Origin of the sequence: Moorena producens PAL-8-15-08-1, from assembly GCF_001767235.1 — a bacterium.
Classification (GTDB): Bacteria; Cyanobacteriota; Cyanobacteriia; order Cyanobacteriales; family Coleofasciculaceae; genus Moorena; species Moorena producens_A.
This window is the reverse complement of record NZ_CP017599.1, coordinates 8,608,857-8,628,843: the sequence shown is the minus strand read 5'-3', so window position 1 is coordinate 8,628,843 and position 19,987 is coordinate 8,608,857. Positions and strand designations below refer to the sequence as shown.

The following is a 19,987-nucleotide window of genomic DNA, read 5'->3' as shown; positions in this document are numbered from 1 at the left end:
TTGCCTCAGAGGATTTTTTGTAAGCACATAGACCTTTAAGGTTGTTGTGTCAATTACCAAACGTGATCGATCCTAGAAGTAAAGAAAGTGACTCAAACTAACTTCGATTTTCTCGCCGAAACCGATCCCACGATAGCAACCTATCTGGGAGAAGAACTCCAACGTCAACGGGAGCATCTGGAACTTATTGCTAGTGAGAACTTCACCTCCCCAGCGGTGATGGCAGCACAAGGCTCAGTGCTAACTAACAAATATGCTGAGGGATTGCCCGGAAAGCGCTACTATGGCGGCTGTGAGTTCATTGACAAAGTGGAACAAGTAGCGATTGACCGTGCTAAAGAACTTTTTGGTGCTGCTCATGCCAATGTGCAGCCCCATTCTGGCGCTCAAGCAAACTTTGCGGTATTTCTAGCCTTACTAAAACCTGGTGACAAGATTATGGGGATGGATTTGTCCCATGGCGGACATCTCACCCATGGATCACCGGTGAATGTGTCGGGGAAATGGTTTGAGGTGTGTCACTACGGTGTCAGCCAAGAGACTGAGCAATTGGACTATGCTAAGATTCGGGAACTTGCTCTGAAAGAGCGTCCCAAACTGATTATTTGCGGCTATTCCGCCTATCCCCGCATCATTGACTTTGAAAAATTCCGGGCCATTGCTGATGAAGTGGATGCCTACCTGATGGCGGATATGGCTCACATTGCTGGTTTAGTTGCTACTGGTCATCACCCTAACCCCCTTCCTCACTGCCATGTGGTCACTACTACCACTCACAAGACCCTGCGTGGTCCACGGGGTGGCTTGATTCTGACCAATCAATCGGATTTGGGTAAAAAGTTCGATAAGGCAGTGTTTCCCGGAACTCAGGGAGGTCCGTTGGAACATGTGATTGCTGGTAAAGCTGTTGCGTTTGGGGAAGCCTTGACCCCAGCATTCAAAACCTATTCTGCCCACGTGATTGAAAATGCTAAGGCTTTGGCAACGGCACTGCAAAACCGGGAGTTAAAGATTGTTTCTGGTGGTACAGATAACCATGTATTACTGGTAGATTTGCGCTCTATTGGTATGACAGGTAAGCGAGCTGACCAACTGGTGAGCGGTGTCAAGATTACAGCTAACAAAAATACTGTTCCCTTTGACCCAGAGTCCCCCTTTGTGACCAGTGGCTTGCGCCTAGGTTCCCCAGCCATGACTACCCGAGGCATGGGAGTGGCAGAATTTACTGAGATTGGTAATATTATTGCCGATCGCTTACTGAATCCAGAGGATGAGCAAGTAGCAACTGAATGTCGTCAGCGTGTGGCAAAGTTATGCGATCGCTTTCCTCTGTATCCCCATCTGACCACTCTTGTACCAAGTTTGGTCTAAAGGTTGAGGGTTGACAGTTAAGTGTCAGCATGACACCTACAGTAGGGTGACCTAATAATCCACCCTACTCTAGACTTACTAGGTAAGTCCTGTTCCTCAGTATGTGTTAAAGAACAAAAGAAGCTATTGTGGACTTACTATGCCAAACTGTTAGTTAAAATTAATCAGAAAGTACCTATCAATTGATTGGATTAGTAAAAATTTCAAATAACTAAAAAAAAATTGGTAAAAAAAAGTTTATAAGATTAGAAATCCTGATTTAGCTTAGAAGATAAGTAAGAGTCATAAAAACAGGTATTTATTTTAAACTGATATAAATTTTTTTTGCTGTAAAAATCATGTAATGCCGAGCTTAGCTTTCATAAAAAGGGTAAAAAGTATTGTATTGCTTAATTAATAGATTGGAGAGTTTGGTAGTTAAAAAAAATATATATAAGTAAGATTAAACTATCGAACAATAAGGATTTGAAAAAATTGACATAGCAGCAATTTATGTAGAACCATTCATTATTGATTGAGAAACACTATAGCATTTCAAAATCAAATTTGAAAACGCAACAGTTTAAAAAGTACTATAAGTGTGGGACAATAATAGAATAGCCGAAAAAAATAAATCAGATCTTGCCCCTGAGGCATAATAAATGAGTGCAGAAATTATTTGTGTAGGTACTGAACTGCTGCTGGGGGATATTCTCAACAGCAATTCTCAGTTTTTAGCCCAGGAGCTAGCGGCATTGGGGATTCCTCACTACTATCAAACAGTAGTGGGAGATAATATTGGGCGTTTACAGCAAGTATTGGCAATTGCTAGTGAGCGCTCCACTATCCTAATATTTACTGGTGGTCTTGGTCCGACGCCCGATGACTTGACCACGGAAGCGATCGCTAAATTTTTTGGTGCTCCTCTGATTGAAGAACCGGATGTTATAGAGGACATCACTCAGAAGTTTGCCCGGCGGGGACGTCAATTAACTACCAATAACCGCAAGCAAGCCCTAATTCCAGAAGGGGCACAAGTATTACCCAACCTGAACGGAACAGCTCCTGGTATCATCTGGAAACCCCGTGCTGATTTAACCATTCTCACGTTTCCTGGTGTTCCTAGGGAAATGCACCAGATGTGGCGAGACACCGCTGTTCCCTATCTCAAAAGCCAAGGCTGGGGTAAAGAAATCGTTTATAGCCGGATGTTACGGTTTTGGGGGATTGGAGAATCGGCTTTGGCGGAGAAAGTTGCTCCCTTTTTTGACCTTACCAACCCCACGGTTGCTCCCTATGCTAGTAAGGGACAAGTGAGGTTAAGAGTTTCGGCCCGTGCCGCTTCAGAAACTGAAGCACAACAGTTAATTGAACCAGTAGCGCAAAAATTACAGGAGATTGGGGGAATTAACTATTTCGGTACTGACACCGATACCCTAGCCTCTGTAGTGGGTCAGTTATTAACGGCTGCCTCAGAAACGTTGAGCGTAGCGGAATCCTGTACTGGTGGCGGTATTGGGAGTATGATAACCAGTGTCCCGGGGAGTTCTAATTATTTTCTCGGGGGTATCATTGCTTATGATAACGCTGTGAAAACTGGTGTACTGGGAGTGAATTCCTCAGATTTGAAGGCGATGGGGGCGGTAAGTAAGGTTGTAGCAGAGCAAATGGCAACGGGAGTGCGATCGCTTCTTTCTTCAACCTGGTCACTGAGCATTACAGGCATAGCCGGACCTGGAGGCAATACCGATACCAAGCCCGTGGGTCTAGTTTACATTGGTCTAGCCGGACCAGATGGCATTTTAGAATGCTACAAGTACACCTTGGGTCAACATCGCAGTCGGTCTGACCTACGTCACATCAGCGCCTGCTATGCCCTTGATCGCCTACGGTGCAAATTGCTGAGTCGTTGAACTTGTCACTTAGGGTTAGTTCGCAGACAGTAGTGCACCCCATAACCCTTCTCAATCTAAATCCCTGCACCTGGGGGCCAGGTGGTGAAAATAAACACCACCACAGTAGCGATCGCAAGCATTCCCTGAATCAAATTTCCTACCAATGAACCGACCACAATCCCCAAGCCAGCTTTAAACGATTGCTTAATTCTAGGCTGTAACTTTAACTTCCGTTGATAGAAAAACTCACCTAAAAACGCCCCTAACAATGGTCCAAGCAAAATCCCTAGTAACGGTCCGCCGAAGGGCAAGGCGGGTAAAAGACCAAACACCCCCATGAACAAGCCGATTATGGAACCAATTTGTCCCCAATTACTCGCACCAGCTTTTTTTGCTCCCCAGTAAGCGGCTAAAAAATCGACCCCCATACCGAGTAGCAACACAAAGATTGCTACGCCCAATGCCCAGGTGACGCTACTAAAGCCCTCAGCAATACCCCAAATTAGGGTGGCAGCTAAAATCAACATGGCACCGGGAATGCCAGGAACAACCGAACCAATAATGCCTACTAGCATCAGCAGAATCAGGAACCAGTACAAAATGATTAACCACATTATTTAAATTCGAAGCGGTACCCACATCTTATAAATGACCAGAGAGAGTATTGGCAAGTTTATCAGCAATCCCCTCAATCCAATTTTCATCTTGTTTAGTGTAACTTCGGGGAGCATTGGCTGCCAAAATTAGCGCTCCTTGGTTGCCAATCGGTTGACATATGACACCTTGTGTGTTAACAGGCAAGTAGTCAAATTCAAGTCGCCCTGGATAGAGCTTTAGGTTAACCAGATAGACGGCTTTTTGAGTTTCCAGGACCCGCTTGAGAATTGCTCCAGGCTCGACTTGGGGATTTTTGCCCAAGATCCCTCGCCGGAGCAAGACTTTGCCTTGGTATACCACTACAAGCGATCGCGTTACTGTATTAGTTAGTAATAGATGGGATGCCCAGGCTAATTCAGTTTTTACCTGATCTGGGAGCTCGGTCGCGAGGTCGAAACCCTCTTCGCCATTCAGTTTAACGGCATCAGGAGGTTTGGGCTGTACCTGCTGCCACAGTAAACCTGTCAAAATCAATACAGCACAAACAATTACCCCGACAGCATCAGAACGAGCTTGAGAATTGGTGAGCTGGGAGGTTAATAAACGGTTAATCAGCAACAGGCTGCCTGCCAATCCTCCAACCGCAAATGGCAGCAGCCGCAGTACATCATTTTGGTCGGGTTTAGCCATCATTCACCTGTTGGTTGTTAGTTCAGGACTTACGCAGCTCAAAGGAAACATCAAGGTGTACTATTTTTCATCTGGTTCAATTATCCGTTGGAACAAATAACCTGTACCTCGTGCGGTCAGAATTAGCTCAGGATTACTCGGGTCATCCTCTAACTTGGCTCGTAACCGGGAGATGTGGACATCTACTACACGGGTATCCACATGGCGTTCGGGGGTATAGCCCCACACTTCCTGCAAAATTTCAGAACGGGAGAATGGTTCTCCAGAACGTCTAACTAATAATTCCAGAAGACTGAACTCCATTCCAGTCAGCCGAATCCGCTCATCCCCTTTGTAGACCTGCCGCTTGTTGGTGTCAATTTTGATACTCCCGACATGAATCACGCCAGAACTAGGAATACCGGCAGCTCCCACTTTATCAAACCTGCGCAGTACTGAACGAATACGGGCTTCTAATTCTTTTGGAGAAAAGGGCTTGACCACATAGTCATCTGCTCCTAACTCTAGACCGGTAATCCGGTCAGCAACATCCCCTAAAGCAGTTAGCATAATAATGGGAATATCTGATTCCTTGCGTAATTCTTGACAAACACCATAACCATCTAGCTTTGGCATCATCACATCTAACACCACTAGGTCAGGCTCTTGATCACGAAATGTGTTTAGGGCTTCTTCTCCATCGGCGGCTGTGACTACCTCGTAGCCAATCATAGACAACCGAGTTTCTAATATACGACGGATACTTGCCTCGTCATCGACAACAAGAATTTTTTCTTTATGAGTTTCCAATTGACGTTGTACTCCCGAAATGGTGAAGTAAGATTAATGATTTATTAATTTATCAGTAGTTTATCTCTAAGATATAACGCTTTACAAAGTTGGTTTGATCGTTGAGAATTATATTTTCCTTGCTGGTGAAGTCTTCGTTGACTTTCATTAATGTTAATTTAATTATTTAGTTTTTTTAAGAGTTTTTAAGACTTTTAAAGTAGGATGCCGAAGCCTAAAACGCTCTATGTGTGTAATGCCTGTGGTGCTGAGTCCTCCCAATGGTTCGGCAAATGTCCTGCCTGTGGTACTTACAATTCCTTGGATGAGGTAGCTGCCCCATCCCCGATCAAAATCAGTCGCGGGGGTTGGCAATCCAATACTTATTCCGATAACCACGACCCTAACGCTGGACCGGCTCAACCGAGATCATCCCTTACCTTCTCAGAAATTGTTGATACTGTCCAGATCCGCTTCCCCTCAGGCTATGGGGAACTCGACCGAGTCCTCGGAGGTGGTGTTGTGCCTGGGTCTTTAGTATTAATTGGTGGCGATCCAGGAATTGGCAAATCAACCTTAATGCTGCAAGTTGCCAATCAACTTGCCAAGTTGCATCGCATTCTATACGTTTGTGCAGAAGAATCAGGACAGCAGGTAAAACTGCGAGCATCTCGCCTGGGTGTGGTATCAGCAGAAACCTCTGATCCCGACTCTAATAACGGTAGGGTGAACAAGGAGCCTAAGTCTTCTAAGTCTAAGTCTTCTAAGTCTAAGTCTTCTAAGTCTAAGTCTTCTAAAACCCCCATAGCCGCTCAAGACTCTGACTCTCAAGACGCTGATCTTTATGTCCTACCAGAAACCGATTTAGAGGAAATTCTGCGAGAGTTAGAGTCCCTCAAACCTCAGGTAGCAGTGATTGACAGTATTCAGACTCTTTATTTTCCGGCCTTGACCTCTGCTCCTGGTTCCGTTGCTCAAGTGCGGGAATGTACCTCTGCCCTGATGCAGGTAGCAAAGCGGTCAAACATTACTCTATTAATTGTGGGTCATGTGACCAAAGAAGGAGCGATCGCAGGACCAAGGGTACTGGAACACTTAGTCGATACTGTATTGTACTTTGAAGGCGATCGCTTTGCTTCCCATCGACTACTGCGTTCTGTGAAAAACCGCTTTGGGGCTACTCATGAAATCGGTATTTTTGAAATGGTCAGCAACGGTTTGCAGGAAGTCTTGAATCCTTCTGATCTGTTTTTGGGTAACCGAGATGAAATGAGTCCTGGTACTGCTACTGTAGTGGCTTGTGAAGGTACTCGTCCGATTCTGGTAGAGTTGCAAGCCCTAGTAAGTCCTGCCAGTTATGGGGCACCCCGTCGCTCAACCACTGGAGTTGATTACAACCGCTTACAACAAATTCTGGCAGTCTTGGAAAAGCGAGTCGGGATTCCCCTATCCAAATTAGATGCTTATGTCGCAACAGCAGGAGGGCTAGGAGTAGAAGAACCAGCAGCTGATTTAGGAATGGCTATTGCCGTAGTAGCCAGTTTTCGCGATCGCGTTGTCGATCCTCGCACCGTTATGATTGGTGAAATCAGCTTAGGGGGGCAAGTGCGACTAGTCTCTCAGATGGAACTCCGACTCAAAGAAGCTGCCAAGTTAGGGTTCAAGCGAGCCATCATACCCAAAGGTCAAACCTTATCTAATCTTGGTATTGAAATTATTCAAGTATCTAGAGTACTAGATGCGATAATCGCTGCCTTGCCTGGGGGATTACGCCAGGACTTCCCTGAAGATATCGAGGATCAGATGTAATATCTAAGATCAAGTTCCGTTGAATACCGATCATAACCAGGAGGGTGGGGAGATGGGGAGAAACGGGAGATGGGGAGATGGGGAGATGGGAAGTGTGGGAAGTGTCGGAGGTGTGGGAAGATGGGGAGATTTTTATGAAAGGGCATGTGACAGTTAAAAATGTCTATTAATCTACCACTAGCTACAAAAATATGGTACATTAAGAGGATGGCATTAATACCACTCCGTAAGGCGGTCGAACTTACGGGACTCTCCAAAAATACATTAAGAAAATATGCCGATGACGGAACTATCAGATGTGAAAGGACACCAGGGGGAACTAGACTCTTTGACTCAAGAGATCTTCTCCGTTTTGGAAAAGCTCCAAAGTCTCAGAGATCACTCCACTCTACAATCTGCTACTGCCGAGTTAGCAGTACAAAACAGCGAGATGATCTTGCCCGCCAAGTCGCCTACCTTCACTCCCTCTTCCCAGAAGCAGAAATCATCAAAGACATCGGCTCGGGGCTTAACTACAACAGGAAAGGACTTAGAGCCATATTGGAACGAGTCGTGTCTGGAGATAAGCTCACGGTTGTTGTTACCTGTAGAGACAGACTTACCCGATTCGGGTTTGAACTCATTGAGTACTTGGTCGGTCTCAACGGTGGAAAAATCCTGGTTCTCGACCAGCCTGAAAGCTGCCCGGAATCAGAACTTACCGCAGATCTTCTTTCCATCATTCACCTCTTCTCCTGTAGGGTTCACGGACTCAGAAAATACGGTAAAAAAATCAAAGAAGATTCGTCTGTTCCTAAACCATGAGCAGGGATTGGCCGTAGGCCACGCGGGGCGCGTTCGGTTATCCGTAAATGGTTTGGAGTGTCCCGTTACGTTTTCAACAAGGCCGTCAAAATCCTCCAGGATGGTGAAGTAAAAGCCAACTGGAAAGCTATCAAAACTGACATATTAAATGACCTCCCCGAGTGGTGTAAAGCAGTACCTTATCAGATAAAATCGATAGCGATTAAGGATGCTTGCACCGCTGTCAGAGAGGCCAAAAAGAAGTACAAAAAGACTTCGCAAATTCAAAGGGAATTATCGGTATATCATATCCTATCTCTTTGATAATGTTCCCGATTCCCGATTCCCGATTCCCGATTCCCGATTCCCGATTCACTCTGCTGCGAGAAATTCCAAATAACTACTACTCAACTCCTTGACTGCCAACTCATAAAACTGCTTACCATGTTGCGGTGTTGCTAGGGCTGGATTAGACCCCATACGACCATCGGGATAACGGCGACGAAAATCTGCGGCTCCATAAATTTTGTGTCCAGACGCAACGGTTTCTGATAGGGGTGCTTGTTTAATTGCTTCGGGATAGACATATTGGGTAAGTGCTACCTCAGAAGGAGTAGCATGGCAACCTTCTTGATCCCCATACAATTCTTTAGCTAACTGATAGACAGAACGGCACATAAACCAATTAGCTACCCGACACTGAACCGCTTCACTATTAGGAATCTGTAAATCGCTCAAGTGGGCGTAACTTTCAGAAAACGCTGCCTTAAGGGTAGCGATATTACCCCCATGACCATTGATAAAGAAAAACTTGGTAAACCCAGCTCTAGTCAAGCAAGTCAGGTAGTCTTTGATCACCTGAATTAATGTACTCGGTTTCAAACTGATGCTACCGGGAAAAGCTGTGTGGTGTAGCGCCATCCCGACATTAATGGTGGGAGCAACTAGGGCTAGGGTTGCCTCAGACACACCTTTTGCGATCGCTTCTGCACATATTGCGTCGGTGCCAATCAACCCAGTTGGTCCATGTTGTTCCGTTGAACCAATGGGCAGAATAATCCCTTGTGATTGCTTTAGGTAAGCTTCAATTTCTGTCCAAGTACTCAAGTGTAACAGCATGGTTAATTTTTAGAGTGTTAGTTCTTGTGTCATCTGCCCAACTGCTCATTTCAATTAGGTGCAGAGGTTTTGCTTGGCTTTAATGCCTATGGATACCCCCATCCCACACCCCACACCCCACACCCCACACCCCACACCTGAGGTCTTTGTTAAAAACCTACCCTTATGAGTTATTAAGGGGGGGATGGGATTTTATCTTAATTAGGGAAAATGGCTCCATAATCTATCCGCAGCCAGATAATATATTGGTAAAAATAAGGTTAATTGATGATTAAGTCAATATTCTGATTGACAGATGCGTGGTACTGCTTGTATATCTTGACTTGTAACCTCAGTTACCAACTTTTCTTACTTTATGCTTGCTCTCGACATACCCCACAGTCCTTCAGGTCCAGAACTGACCAAGGCTAAACAAGTCTTAGTGGTGGAAGACGAAGAACTAATCCGAGAAATGATCGTCCTAGCCCTGGAAGAAGAAGGTTACGAGGTTTTAACTGCTTCGGACGGCGCTACAGCTTTGAGTATGCTTCAGGATAGCGATCAAACTGGTTACTCTGTGGATTTGCTCATATTAGACCTAATGTTACCTCAGGTTAATGGTTTAGATCTGTGTCGGTTGCTACGTTATCGAGGAAATCCCATTCCGATCATGATTCTCAGTGCCAAAGCTAGTGAAACAGATCGGGTTTTAGGTTTGGAAGTTGGTGCAGACGACTACCTCACTAAACCGTTCAGTATGCGGGAGTTGATTGCTCGTTGCCGAGCCTTAATTCGTCGCCAACACTTGAATGGTATGACTCCAACACCAGTGCAGCAATTCCGAGACATAAAGCTGTACCCCCAAGAGTGTCGGGTGACGGTTCGGGGAGAAGACGTTAATTTATCTCCCAAGGAGTTTCGACTTTTGGAGTTATTTATTAATCATCCCCGCCGAGTTTGGTCTCGGGAGCAATTAATTGATCAAGTATGGGGAATGGATTTTGTGGGAGATACAAAAACAGTGGATGTTCATATTCGCTGGTTACGGGAAAAATTAGAAGAAGACCCCAGTAAACCAGAATACCTGATCACTGTAAGGGGTTTTGGTTATCGGTTTGGATAAATAGTCACGAACCCACCGCTCACGCCTATCGGCTATAACGGGGGCTTGAAAAAGTTCACAACGTGACCAGCCTCAGACTTTTGAGTCTACGTTTTTTGAGCTATCACACCTTTAGATGCGTCGCTAGTCTTCTGCTCTGTGGTTAATAGTTAAATAGTCATAAACGGGTTAAGACAGTGCTATTAACAAGACAAACTCAAAAAACCTTGGCGTTCGCGCAAGCGTGTGCGAAGCACTCAGCGAACTTAACCCTAGTAATAGGAGGAAGACACAATTATGCGTGTTTTTGTACTCGATAAAAACCTTAAGCCACTAGATCCTTGCCGTCCTGCCAGAGCCAGATTATTGCTCAAGCAAGGTAGAGCAAAAGTATTTAGAAGGTATCCATTTACAATCATCTTGCCAGATTTGGAGGTGGAAAACTGCACGACTCATAATCACCAGTTAAAAATTGACCCAGGTGCAAAAACAACAGGCGTGAGCTACCTGCAAGGCAACACTGTTATCTGGGGTGCTGAAATAACGCATCGTGGATTCCAAATCCGAGACGCTCTAACTTCAAGACGGCAACTAAGAAGTTTTCGCCGTAATCGTAAAACTCGTTATAGAAAAGCTCGCTTTCTTAATCGGAAACGTTCAGAGAGATGGTTGGCTCCTAGTTTAATGTCTAGAGTTCATAACATTCTGACTTGGGTTAAAAAACTGGTTCGGTTTTGCCCCATGACTGGTATTTCCCAGGAGTTGGTACGGTTTGATACTCAAAAGATGGAGAATCCGGATATATCCGGCACTGAGTATCAACAAGGTACTTTATATGGTTACGAAATTCGAGAATACTTACTTGAAAAATGGAATCGAAAATGTGCTTATTGTGGCACAACAAATGTCCAATTAGAAATTGAGCACATTAAACCAAAGTCTTTAGGTGGTTCAGACAGAGTTAGCAACCTAGCAATAGCTTGTCGCGATTGTAACCAGGCTAAAGGGAACCAGGAGATTAAACAATTCTTGTCAGGAAAACCTGATATTTTGAAACGAATCCTGTCTCAGGCTAAACGATTGGCCGTAGGCCACGCTACGCGAACGTTAGCTGATGCCGCTGCGGTTAACTCAACTCGCTGGAAGCTGTACAACGAACTCAAATTGACCGGATTGCCGGTAAAAACGGGTTCGGGAGGTCAAACTAAGTACAATCGACGTCGGTTTAGCCTACCTAAAACTCATTGGCTTGATGCCGCTTGCGTCGGGGATGTTCAAAGTATTTTTGTTGAGGATTATCAAATTTTATCGATTGTAGCCAAAGGCCATGGAACTCGTCAAATCTGTCGAACAGATAAGTTTGGTTTTCCGAAACGGTACTGTTCAAGAACCAAGATCCACAAAGGTTTCCAGACCGGAGATATTGTCAAAGCAGTTGTCACTAAAGGTAAGAAGATCGGAACTTACGTTGGGCGTGTTGCTACTCGTAAAACAGGTTCATTCAACATTTTAACTACCAACGGATTAATCCAAGGAATTAGTCACAAGTACTGTATACCCATTCACAAAAAGGACGGATATGCCTATCAAATTAATACCCTGTCCTCCCTTTCCTCCCACCGCTAACCTTTTAGGTATAGCGGGGGTCTCCAGGGAGGCGGAAAGATGAAATATGAAGGAGAGATAAAGGATAAAGTAGTATAAAGTACGAAGTCCTTAATACTTCATATTTTTTTAATTATGATCATCCTAGCATTTTTACTAGGTCTGGCTTTGGGAATTGGGCTGTGGCTGTGGCAGCAGCACCAACTCAAACGACGGCTACAGCAAATGTTGGGAACACTACAGGCGGATGGTACCAGCAACTCATTGTCAGCAGTTTCTCGTTTGCGGCAAGCGATCGCAAGAGCCAATCACCAACGAGAAGTGATGGAGCAGGAACTGCAAACCTGGGAAGAATTACTTCAGGTAGCCCCCTTAGGTTATTTTCTGGTGGATGAAGAAAACCAGTTACTCTGGTGCAACCAGCAAGCACGTCAGTTATTACATATTCATGACTGGGAATCAGGAGAAATCCGCTTATTACTGGAGTGGGTGCGTTCCTACGAATTAGATCAGCTGATTCAAACTACCCGTCAGCAGCAGCAACCTGGGATCTGTGAATGGGTATTTCACCCCAGTTGCTTAAATGGGGAGGCCATGGGTGAAATGCGATCGCTTTATCTAAAAGCTTCCAGTTGGCCCTTACCCCAGAAACAAGTTGGTGTGTTTCTGGAAAACCAACAACCTTTGGTAGAACTGGCTGAGTCTCGCAATCAGTGGTTTGGGGATTTAGCCCACGAACTAAGAACCCCCTTAACCTCCATTAGTTTAGTGGCGGAAACGTTACAGAGCCGTCTGGAGCCTCAGGAAAGCCGCTGGGTACAGAAAATGCTGGCAGAAGTCAAACGCCTGATTCAGCTTGTGGAAGATTGGCTGGAAATTAGTAAACTCAAGCAAGACCCGACTCTACATCTTAACTGTCAATCCATAGAACTAAAGAGTTTAATTTTCAGGGTCTGGCAAACCCTAGAACTCCTAGCCCAACAGAAAGACTTAACCCTTGCCTATCATGGACCCAATCAATTGTATCTGCAAGCGGATCCCTCTCGCCTGACTCAGGTGTTTCTCAATTTATTTGACAACAGTATTAAACACAGTCCATCTCAGGCTGCCATTCGAGTTGAGGTTAATGCTATCTCTTCCCAGAAGGCCGCTGTTTGCGATACTTGGATTCAAATTAAGGTGATCGACGCAGGAGATGGTTTTGCCGAGTCAGATTTACCCCGTGTCTTTGAGCGACTTTACCGGGGAGATCAGTCAAGGACTAGAGAGCAGACTAATTATAGTAATGGAAACCCCTTACCTGTTCGTGGTGGCAGTGGTCTAGGACTATCCATTGTGCAGCAAATTATTGAAGCTCACGGTGGCTCTATCCTAGCCACCAATCACTGGGAAACAGGTGGTGCCTGTATAGAAATTGCACTTCCAGATACCACCAAAGGTTGATTAAATTTGCTATTACCAAAAATTTGGGTCTAAAGCCCCGTCCTTCTAGGACGGCTTTTTTTTAGAACTAGACTTGATTTTTTTATATCTAACCTAGTAATATACTAATATATCAAAAGAGGTCAAGGTCGATGATCATACTAGAGTTTAAAGCAAAAGGGAAAGAGTACCAATATTCAGCTATAAACGAAGCTATTCGGACAGTTAGGTTTATCCGAAATAGCTGCATCCGTTTGTGGATGGACAATAAAGGAACAGGGAAAAACGATCTCAGTAAATACTCTAAAATTCTTGCCAAAGAATTCCCTTTTGCCAATGAGTTAAACTCTACTGCCCGTCAGGCTGCGTCCGAAAGGGCGTGGTCATCGATCGCTCGGTTCTACGATAACTGCAAGAAAAAAGTACCTGGCAAAAAGGGTTTTCCGAAATTCCAAAAACGTGGTCGTTCAGTCGAATACAAAAAGTCAGGCTGGAAGTTATCCCCTGACAAGAAGTCAATAACGTTCACGGACAAAAAAGGAATCGGAAAACTTCAACTTAAAGGCACTTGGGACTTATGGCGCTTTGACAAAAAACAAATCAATCGAGTTCGGATAGTCAAAAGAGCTGATGGCTACTATGTTCAATTCTGTTTTGCAGTTGACATCAAAGAAGATATAGAGTCAACTGGCAGGACAATTGGATTGGACGTAGGGCTTGAAGAGTTCTACACAGATTCCGATGGTCATACAGAACCTAACCCTCGATTTTACAGGAAAGGTGAAAAGCGCTTAAAGTTTTATCAACGTCGGATTTCCCGAAAAAAGAAAGGCTCATCCAACCGGAGAAAAGCCATTAATAAACTAGGCAGGCAACATCTCAAGATAAGTAGGCAGCGTGAGGAACATGCGAAGAGACTCGCACGTTGCGTAGTCCGGTCTAACGACCTGGTCGCCTACGAAGACTTGAGAGTTAAAAATCTAGTAAAAAATCATTGTCTTGCTAAGTCCATTAATGATGCAGGTTGGTATCAATTTCGGAAATGGATGGAGCATTTTGGAATTAAATTTGGTCGGATAACTGTCGCAGTCAATCCTGCTTATACCAGTCAAAACTGCTCTGAATGTGGCGAGGTAGTCAAAAAGTCTTTATCGACTAGAACTCACATCTGTAAATGTGGATGTGAGTTAGACCGAGATCATAATGCCGCCATCAATATCCGCAATAGAGCCATAAGTACGACGGGGCACGTCGGAACTTGGATTTTAAATCCAAACGCTTCAGGAGATTTGGCCTCTACTCTTTCTGGTTCCGGCCTGAAAGAGCCACGCTGAGTCGTTGAGTGAAGAATCCCCGCTCTTCTAGGGCGGGGAGTGTCAATAAGTGTTATAGTGTCATATCCTGCTCGCCCTGGTAGGTTGTTTGGTTAAAGGTTGAAGGTTAAAGGTTAAAGGTTAAAAGTTGAAAGTTGAAAGTTAAAAGTTGAAAGTTGTTAGCCCTTGGCGTTCGGTGTAGGGTAGGTTGAACGCGCATGGGTGGCCAATAGGCCAAGGTTTAATAACCAGCTAACCTGTAACCAGCTAACCTGTAACCAGCTAACCTGTAACCAGCTAACCTGTAACCAGCTAACCTGTAACCCCTAAAACTTTCATTGAAATATTGCCTGTTAATTTGTTAATAGGAAGGATGGCTAAGGGTGATTGGCCTTTGGCCACGCTACGCGAACGCATCTAATCAAGATGTGCTGTTGGCCAGTTATTTATGTTACCGGAAAGCTTTGCTCCCCATGCATAAATGTAAAGGACAGGAGCTTCCAGTGTTCCCTTAGCAATCTGATTTTATGGTGAGTTTATCTTCTCATAGTACTTCGCTGACCAACATGTCTGAGCGTTCCCACTTCCAGCGATCCCTCAAGCGTTTGGCACAAGATGTTTTGCGTATGGGGGCTCTGGTAGAGCAATCTTTTCGACTGAGCCATCAAGCCCTCTTTGAGCGCAATCTCGAGACTGCCCAACATCTTGCCTCTCTTGATAAGCGCATTGATGGCTACTATCACCAAATTGAGATGGAATGTGTGACGCTAATGGCTCTGCAATCTCCCGTTGCCCAAGATTTACGGCTTCTGAGTGCGTTTATGCAACTAGTACGAGATTTAGAGCGCATTGGTGATTATGCTGAAGACCTGGGAGAACTATCAATCAAGCTGTTTCCTTATCCACCCCATCCCTGTCTGCCAGAAGTGGAACTGATGTCTCATCATGCCCAAGCTATGCTGGCAACAAGTTTGAAAGCCCTAGCAGATTTAGATGCGATTGCTGGGCAAACGGTCAAAAAGCTGGACGACACAGTAGACGATGCTTATGACCAAGTCTATCAAACCTTGGCCAGTCAACGGGATATCAAGGGTGTTGTTGAACCAATTCTTTTACTTGGGCTAGTGATTCGCCATTTAGAACGAATGGCTGACCATGCTACCAATATCGGTCAACGAGTCTCTTATATTGTGACTGGTCACCGTTCAGGAGTTATTCCTGGCCGTTAGGTTCACGGGTTAGATAGCAATCCGATCTGAGTTTTTAAATACCAGAACAAGCCAAGAGGGCAAAGATGGGTAAGAATCTGAACCGCTGGCTTGTTGACGTTGCAATTAGGATTGCTATACCATATCCTAGCCAAATAATATGCTAGCCCTAAACATAAAACCATCCTTCTTAACCTGAGTATTACCAAAGCATTACCTCCTCTTCAACCTCAACCGGTAAAATCTAGAGCGCACAGACAGCCATTGCTCTGTTGCTTAAAAACATTGGGATCTTACGTCACTACAATCGAGTATTTTTCTCGAAAAGCTAGCTCCCCTGATCACACAAAGAATGATATGCTAATCCAGAGTTGTCCTATAACTACCGAATTTTAGTGGTTGTAGGAAAAAGTTGCGGACTGCATTGAGTCCAAGAATGTTGTCTATTAGGTGTGAGGTTGATTGATAAAGGATGTCAACAAGTTTTTGGAATACTATCAAGTATAGTCCCGCTTTGCTAGGGGCTTCACTGCTGGTGGCTAACAGCGCCTATGGTGCTCCCAGCCTTGAGGAATCTTCTACTGAAACTCAAGTGGCTCCACCAGAGCTAACCGTTGCCCAGGCTACCGGTGAGTCTAACTCGGAAATTTTAAAACAAATCAATATCTACAACAACGAGGGCAAGGATGTAGATTCGATCGACCAGGTCACCAGTGTTTCCCAACTGCGGGACGTATCTCCTGGTGACTGGGCCTATGAAGCTCTGCGCTCTCTGGTAGAACGCTATGGCTGTATTGCTGGTTATCCTAACCGCACATTCCGTGGAAACCGGGCAACTACTCGTTATGAATTTGCGGCTGGTTTGAATGCTTGCTTGAACCAGATTGAGCGGTTAATTGCAGCTAGCACCGCTGACTTTATTACCCGGGAAGACTTGGAAACCCTGCAACGGCTGATTCAAGAGTTTGAAGCAGAATTGGCTACCCTAGGGGCACGGGTCGATAACCTAGAAGGTCGGGTGGCTTTCCTAGAAGACCATCAGTTCTCCACCACCACCAAACTAAAAGGGGAAGTTCTGTTTACCTTTGCTGGTGCATTTGGGGAAGAACAAGCTGATGGTAGTGGGGATGATATTGATGAAAACATTACCTTCAGCAACCGGGTACGTCTGAACTTCGATACCAGCTTCACCGGTAAAGACCGGTTGAGAACTCGTTTGCAGGCAGGAAACTTTACTAGTCTCGCTGGTGTGACTGGTACGGACATGGCTCGCTTGGGTCATGATGCTGGTGGTGGCAACGATGTTGAGATTAATGACTTGTACTACCGTTTCCCCATTGGTAAGAAATTCAGGGGTTATGTGGGAAGCACTGGCCTTGACTTGGATAACATTTTCAACCCGACCAACCCCTTCCTGGCAAGCAGTGGCAGTGGTGGCTTATCTCGGTTTGTCCGCCGTAACCCCCTAACCCTTCGCGGAGCAGGGGGAGCTGGTGCCGGTTTCAGCTATAAATTTAGTAATGCCTTGAAACTATCAGTACTTTATTTGGCTGATGATGGTGATGCGCCTAATCCTGGCGAGGGCTTAGGATTGTTCAATGGTTCCTATAGTGCTGGTGCTGAACTGGCTATCTCCCCCATTGATAACTTGGATTTATCTTTGATCTACGTCCGTAGCTACCAGCGAGAAGGGGATATCAATCTTTCCGGTAGCACTGGTAGTCCCTTAGCTAAGCGCCCTTTCGGCAACGGCGTGCCTACCTCGGCTAATCGCTTAGGAGCACAAGCCAGTCTTCGCCTTAGCTCACAAATTCATCTCGGCGGTTGGTTTGGTTATATTGATGCGATCGCAGAAGATGATAATGGTACGGTGTCTGAAGGTGACAATGCTGACATTTTCACTTGGGCAGCCAACCTGTCTTTCGTCGATGTTGGCAAAGAGGGAGCTGTGTTCAGTATTGCCGGGGGTATGCCACCTAAGGCTACCGAAATTGATGGTGCTGACGAAGATGATGATACTTCCTACCTGATTGAGGCACAGTACAAATTCCCGATTACCAAGAACATCCTGATTACTCCAGGAGCCTACGTGATTTTCAATCCTAATCACGATGATGACAATGATACGATTTGGGTTGGAGCCATCCGTACCACCTTTAAATTCTAGGGTTTTAATTCTAGGTAAAAATACTAGCTAAAAATTATAAGGTTTGCTATCAGCTATCAGTTGTAAGTTATCAGCTGATAGCTGACTAGTTTAGGAGAAAGCCTTACCTCCCCTTTAACCTTACCCCCTATAATCGCACCTCCGATAGACATTCATTCCTCTGTTGGTGATCGAGACTGATATCATAAGTGACTAGAATCGAGGATGAGTATCTTTCTCGAAAGATCACAAAAAATGATATGCTAATCCAGAGTTGTCCTATAACTAACGAATTGTAGTAGTGGTTGTAGGCAAAAGTGGCGGACTGCATTGAGTCCAATCGTGTTGTCTACTAGGTGTGAGGTTGATTGACAACTTATGTCAACAAGTTTTTGGAATACGATCAAATATAGTCCAGCTTTGCTAGGGGCTTCACTGCTGGTGGCTAACAGTGCCTATGGTGCTCCCAGCCTTGAGGAATCTTCTACTGAAACTCAAGTGGCTCCACCAGAGCTAACCGTTGCCCAGGCTAGCAGTGAGTCTAATTCGGAAATTTTAAAACAAATCAATATCTACAACAACGAGGGCAAGGATGTAGATTCGATCGACCAGGTCACCAGTGTTTCCCAACTGCGGGACGTATCTCCTGGTGACTGGGCTTATGAAGCTCTGCGCTCTCTGGTAGAACGCTATGGCTGTATTGCTGGTTATCCTAACCGCACATTCCGTGGAAACCGGGCAACTACCCGTTATGAATTTGCGGCTGGTTTGAATGCTTGCTTGAACCAAATTGAGCGGTTAATTGCAGCTAGCACGGCAGACTTTATTACCAGGGAAGACCTGGAAACCCTGCAACGGCTGATTCAAGAGTTTGAAGCGGAACTGGCTACCCTAGGGGCACGGGTGGATAACCTAGAAGGTCGGGTGGCTTTCCTAGAAGACCATCAGTTCTCCACCACCACCAAACTAAAAGGGGAGGTTCTGTTTACCTTCGCTGGTGCCTTTGGGGAAGAACAAGCTGATGGTAGTGGAGATGACATTGATCAAAACATTACCTTAAGCGATCGCGTACGTCTGATTTTCGATACCAGCTTCACTGGTAAAGACCGGTTGAGAACTCGTTTGCAGGCAGGAAACTTTACTAAGCTCAGTGATGTGACTGGTACCGATATGGCTCGCTTGGGTCATGATGCGGATGGTGGCAACGATGTTGAAATTACTAAGTTGTACTACCGTTTCCCCATTGGTGAAAAATTCACGGCTTATGTGGGCACCGCTGACCTTGACATAGATGACATTTTCGACCCCACCAACCCCTGGCTGGAAAGCAGTGGCACTGGTGCGTTATCTCGGTTTAACCGTCGTAACCCCGTAACCTATCGCGGACCAGAGGGAGCTGGTGGCGGTTTCAGGTATAAATTTAGTGATGCCTTGAATCTATCACTACTTTATCTAGCTGATGGAGATGATGCTCCTAGTCCTGCGGAAGGAGATGGATTGTTCAATGGTGCCTATAGCGCTGGTGCTCAACTAGGTATTTCACCCATTGATAACTTGGAGTTATCTTTGACCTACCTCCGTAGCTACCAGCCAGGAGGCGATGTCAACCTTTCTGGTAGCACTGGTAGTGACCTGGCCAAGGAGCCTTTTGGGGATACGGCTACCTCTGCTAATCGCTTTGGAGCACAAGCCAGTTTTCGCCTGACCGAACAAATTCACATCGGCGGTTGGTTTGGTTATATTGATGCGATCGCAGAAGATGATAATGGTACGGTGGAAGAGGGTGACAATGCTGACATTTTCACCTGGGCAGCTAACCTGTCTTTCATCGATTTGGGCAAAGAGGGAGCTGTGCTGAGTTTTGCTGGAGGTGTGCCACCTAGGGCTACCGAAATTGATGGTACTGATGCAGAAGATGATGATACTTCTTACCTGATTGAGGCACAGTACAAATTCCCCATTAGCAAGAACATCATGATTACTCCAGGAGCCTACGTGATTTTCAATCCTAATCACGATGATGACAATGATACGATTTGGGTTGGAGCGATCCGTACAACTTTTAGGTTCTAGGTAAAAATATTAGCTAAAAATTCTAGGGTTTGCTATCAGCTATCTGCTGTCAGTTATCACCAGATAGCTGATTTGTTTAGGAGAAAGCGTTACCTCCCCTTCAACCTCAACCGGTATATAGAGACTGG

The 19,987-nt window shown here is 45.2% G+C and carries 17 protein-coding genes and 1 pseudogene; 13 read left to right on the top strand and 5 right to left on the bottom strand.

All coding sequences use genetic code 11. From position 1 onward, the window contains the following. Positions 1–87 precede the first annotated feature (87 nt). Positions 88–1,371: a serine hydroxymethyltransferase gene (glyA, locus tag BJP34_RS31640; RefSeq protein WP_070395771.1), complete on the top strand. Its 1,284-nt coding sequence runs from the start codon at positions 88–90 to the stop codon at positions 1,369–1,371. Between the two features lie 641 nt (positions 1,372–2,012). Continuing rightward, positions 2,013–3,263, top strand: coding sequence for a competence/damage-inducible protein A (locus tag BJP34_RS31635; RefSeq protein ID WP_070395770.1), 1,251 nt, complete (start codon positions 2,013–2,015; stop codon positions 3,261–3,263). A gap of 56 nt (positions 3,264–3,319) precedes the next feature. Here BJP34_RS31635 and BJP34_RS31630 read toward each other — a convergent pair whose 3' ends face one another. The 3 genes from BJP34_RS31630 to rpaB are packed head-to-tail and all read right to left on the bottom strand — an operon-like array spanning position 3,320 to position 5,321. After that, positions 3,320–3,859, bottom strand: coding sequence for a DUF456 domain-containing protein (locus BJP34_RS31630; protein WP_070395769.1), 540 nt, complete (start codon positions 3,857–3,859; stop codon positions 3,320–3,322). A gap of 28 nt (positions 3,860–3,887) precedes the next feature. Further along, a complete protein-coding gene (locus tag BJP34_RS31625; protein ID WP_070395768.1) occupies positions 3,888–4,532 on the bottom strand; it encodes a cofactor assembly of complex C subunit B in 645 nt (214 codons plus the stop codon). Between the two features lie 60 nt (positions 4,533–4,592). Then, complete coding sequence (rpaB, locus tag BJP34_RS31620) at positions 4,593–5,321, bottom strand: response regulator transcription factor RpaB (protein ID WP_070395767.1); 729 nt, start codon at positions 5,319–5,321, stop codon at positions 4,593–4,595. 204 nt (positions 5,322–5,525) lie between these two features. Between rpaB and radA the strand changes: the two genes are divergently transcribed. From radA to BJP34_RS44915, 4 genes are all read left to right on the top strand, one after another. Next, positions 5,526–7,109 carry a DNA repair protein RadA gene (gene radA, locus BJP34_RS31615; protein WP_070395766.1) on the top strand — a complete coding sequence of 528 codons (1,584 nt, stop codon included), beginning with the start codon at positions 5,526–5,528 and terminating at the stop codon, positions 7,107–7,109. 44 nt (positions 7,110–7,153) lie between these two features. Then, positions 7,154–7,279: a hypothetical protein gene (locus tag BJP34_RS49685; protein WP_267876416.1), complete on the top strand. Its 126-nt coding sequence runs from the start codon at positions 7,154–7,156 to the stop codon at positions 7,277–7,279. Continuing rightward, positions 7,269–7,913: an IS607 family transposase gene (locus BJP34_RS31610; protein ID WP_324610983.1), complete on the top strand. Its 645-nt coding sequence runs from the start codon at positions 7,269–7,271 to the stop codon at positions 7,911–7,913. Before BJP34_RS49685 ends, BJP34_RS31610 begins: the two co-directional genes overlap by 11 nt. A gap of 208 nt (positions 7,914–8,121) precedes the next feature. Next, positions 8,122–8,292, top strand: a complete 171-nt coding sequence (locus BJP34_RS44915; RefSeq protein ID WP_158517570.1) for a hypothetical protein — start codon at positions 8,122–8,124, stop codon at positions 8,290–8,292. Here BJP34_RS44915 and BJP34_RS31600 read toward each other — a convergent pair. Further along, the gene (locus BJP34_RS31600) at positions 8,265–9,011 is read right to left on the bottom strand and encodes a creatininase family protein (protein WP_070395764.1); all 747 of its coding nucleotides are present in this window, start codon (positions 9,009–9,011) and stop codon (positions 8,265–8,267) included. The two genes, BJP34_RS44915 and BJP34_RS31600, sit on opposite strands and share 28 nt — an antisense overlap. 355 nt (positions 9,012–9,366) lie before the next feature. Between BJP34_RS31600 and BJP34_RS31595 the strand changes: the two genes are divergently transcribed. The 6 genes and pseudogenes from BJP34_RS31595 (at position 9,367) to BJP34_RS31570 (ending at position 17,807) form a co-directional block, all read left to right on the top strand. Further along, a complete protein-coding gene (locus tag BJP34_RS31595; protein WP_070395763.1) occupies positions 9,367–10,113 on the top strand; it encodes a response regulator transcription factor in 747 nt (248 codons plus the stop codon). 276 nt (positions 10,114–10,389) lie between these two features. Further along, positions 10,390–11,718, top strand: coding sequence for an RNA-guided endonuclease IscB (gene iscB, locus BJP34_RS31590; protein ID WP_070395762.1), 1,329 nt, complete (start codon positions 10,390–10,392; stop codon positions 11,716–11,718). A gap of 114 nt (positions 11,719–11,832) precedes the next feature. Continuing rightward, the gene (locus BJP34_RS31585; protein WP_070395761.1) at positions 11,833–13,140 is read left to right on the top strand and encodes a PAS domain-containing sensor histidine kinase; all 1,308 of its coding nucleotides are present in this window, start codon (positions 11,833–11,835) and stop codon (positions 13,138–13,140) included. A 131-nt stretch (positions 13,141–13,271) separates the two neighbouring features. Further along, positions 13,272–14,484: pseudogene (locus BJP34_RS31580) on the top strand (RNA-guided endonuclease InsQ/TnpB family protein). Between the two features lie 514 nt (positions 14,485–14,998). Next, positions 14,999–15,661 carry a phosphate signaling complex protein PhoU gene (gene phoU / locus BJP34_RS31575; protein ID WP_193431291.1) on the top strand — a complete coding sequence of 221 codons (663 nt, stop codon included), beginning with the start codon at positions 14,999–15,001 and terminating at the stop codon, positions 15,659–15,661. A 451-nt stretch (positions 15,662–16,112) separates the two neighbouring features. Then, positions 16,113–17,807 (top strand): iron uptake porin, encoded by a 1,695-nt coding sequence (locus BJP34_RS31570; protein ID WP_070395759.1) that lies wholly within the window; start codon positions 16,113–16,115, stop codon positions 17,805–17,807. A gap of 127 nt (positions 17,808–17,934) precedes the next feature. On the opposite strand, the gene BJP34_RS41460 is transcribed toward BJP34_RS31570, so the two are convergent. Then, a complete protein-coding gene (locus BJP34_RS41460; protein WP_149031280.1) occupies positions 17,935–18,117 on the bottom strand; it encodes a hypothetical protein in 183 nt (60 codons plus the stop codon). 47 nt (positions 18,118–18,164) lie between these two features. On the opposite strand from BJP34_RS41460, the gene BJP34_RS31565 reads away from it, so the two are divergent. Further along, positions 18,165–19,859: an iron uptake porin gene (locus tag BJP34_RS31565; protein WP_070395758.1), complete on the top strand. Its 1,695-nt coding sequence runs from the start codon at positions 18,165–18,167 to the stop codon at positions 19,857–19,859. Positions 19,860–19,987 lie beyond the last annotated feature (128 nt).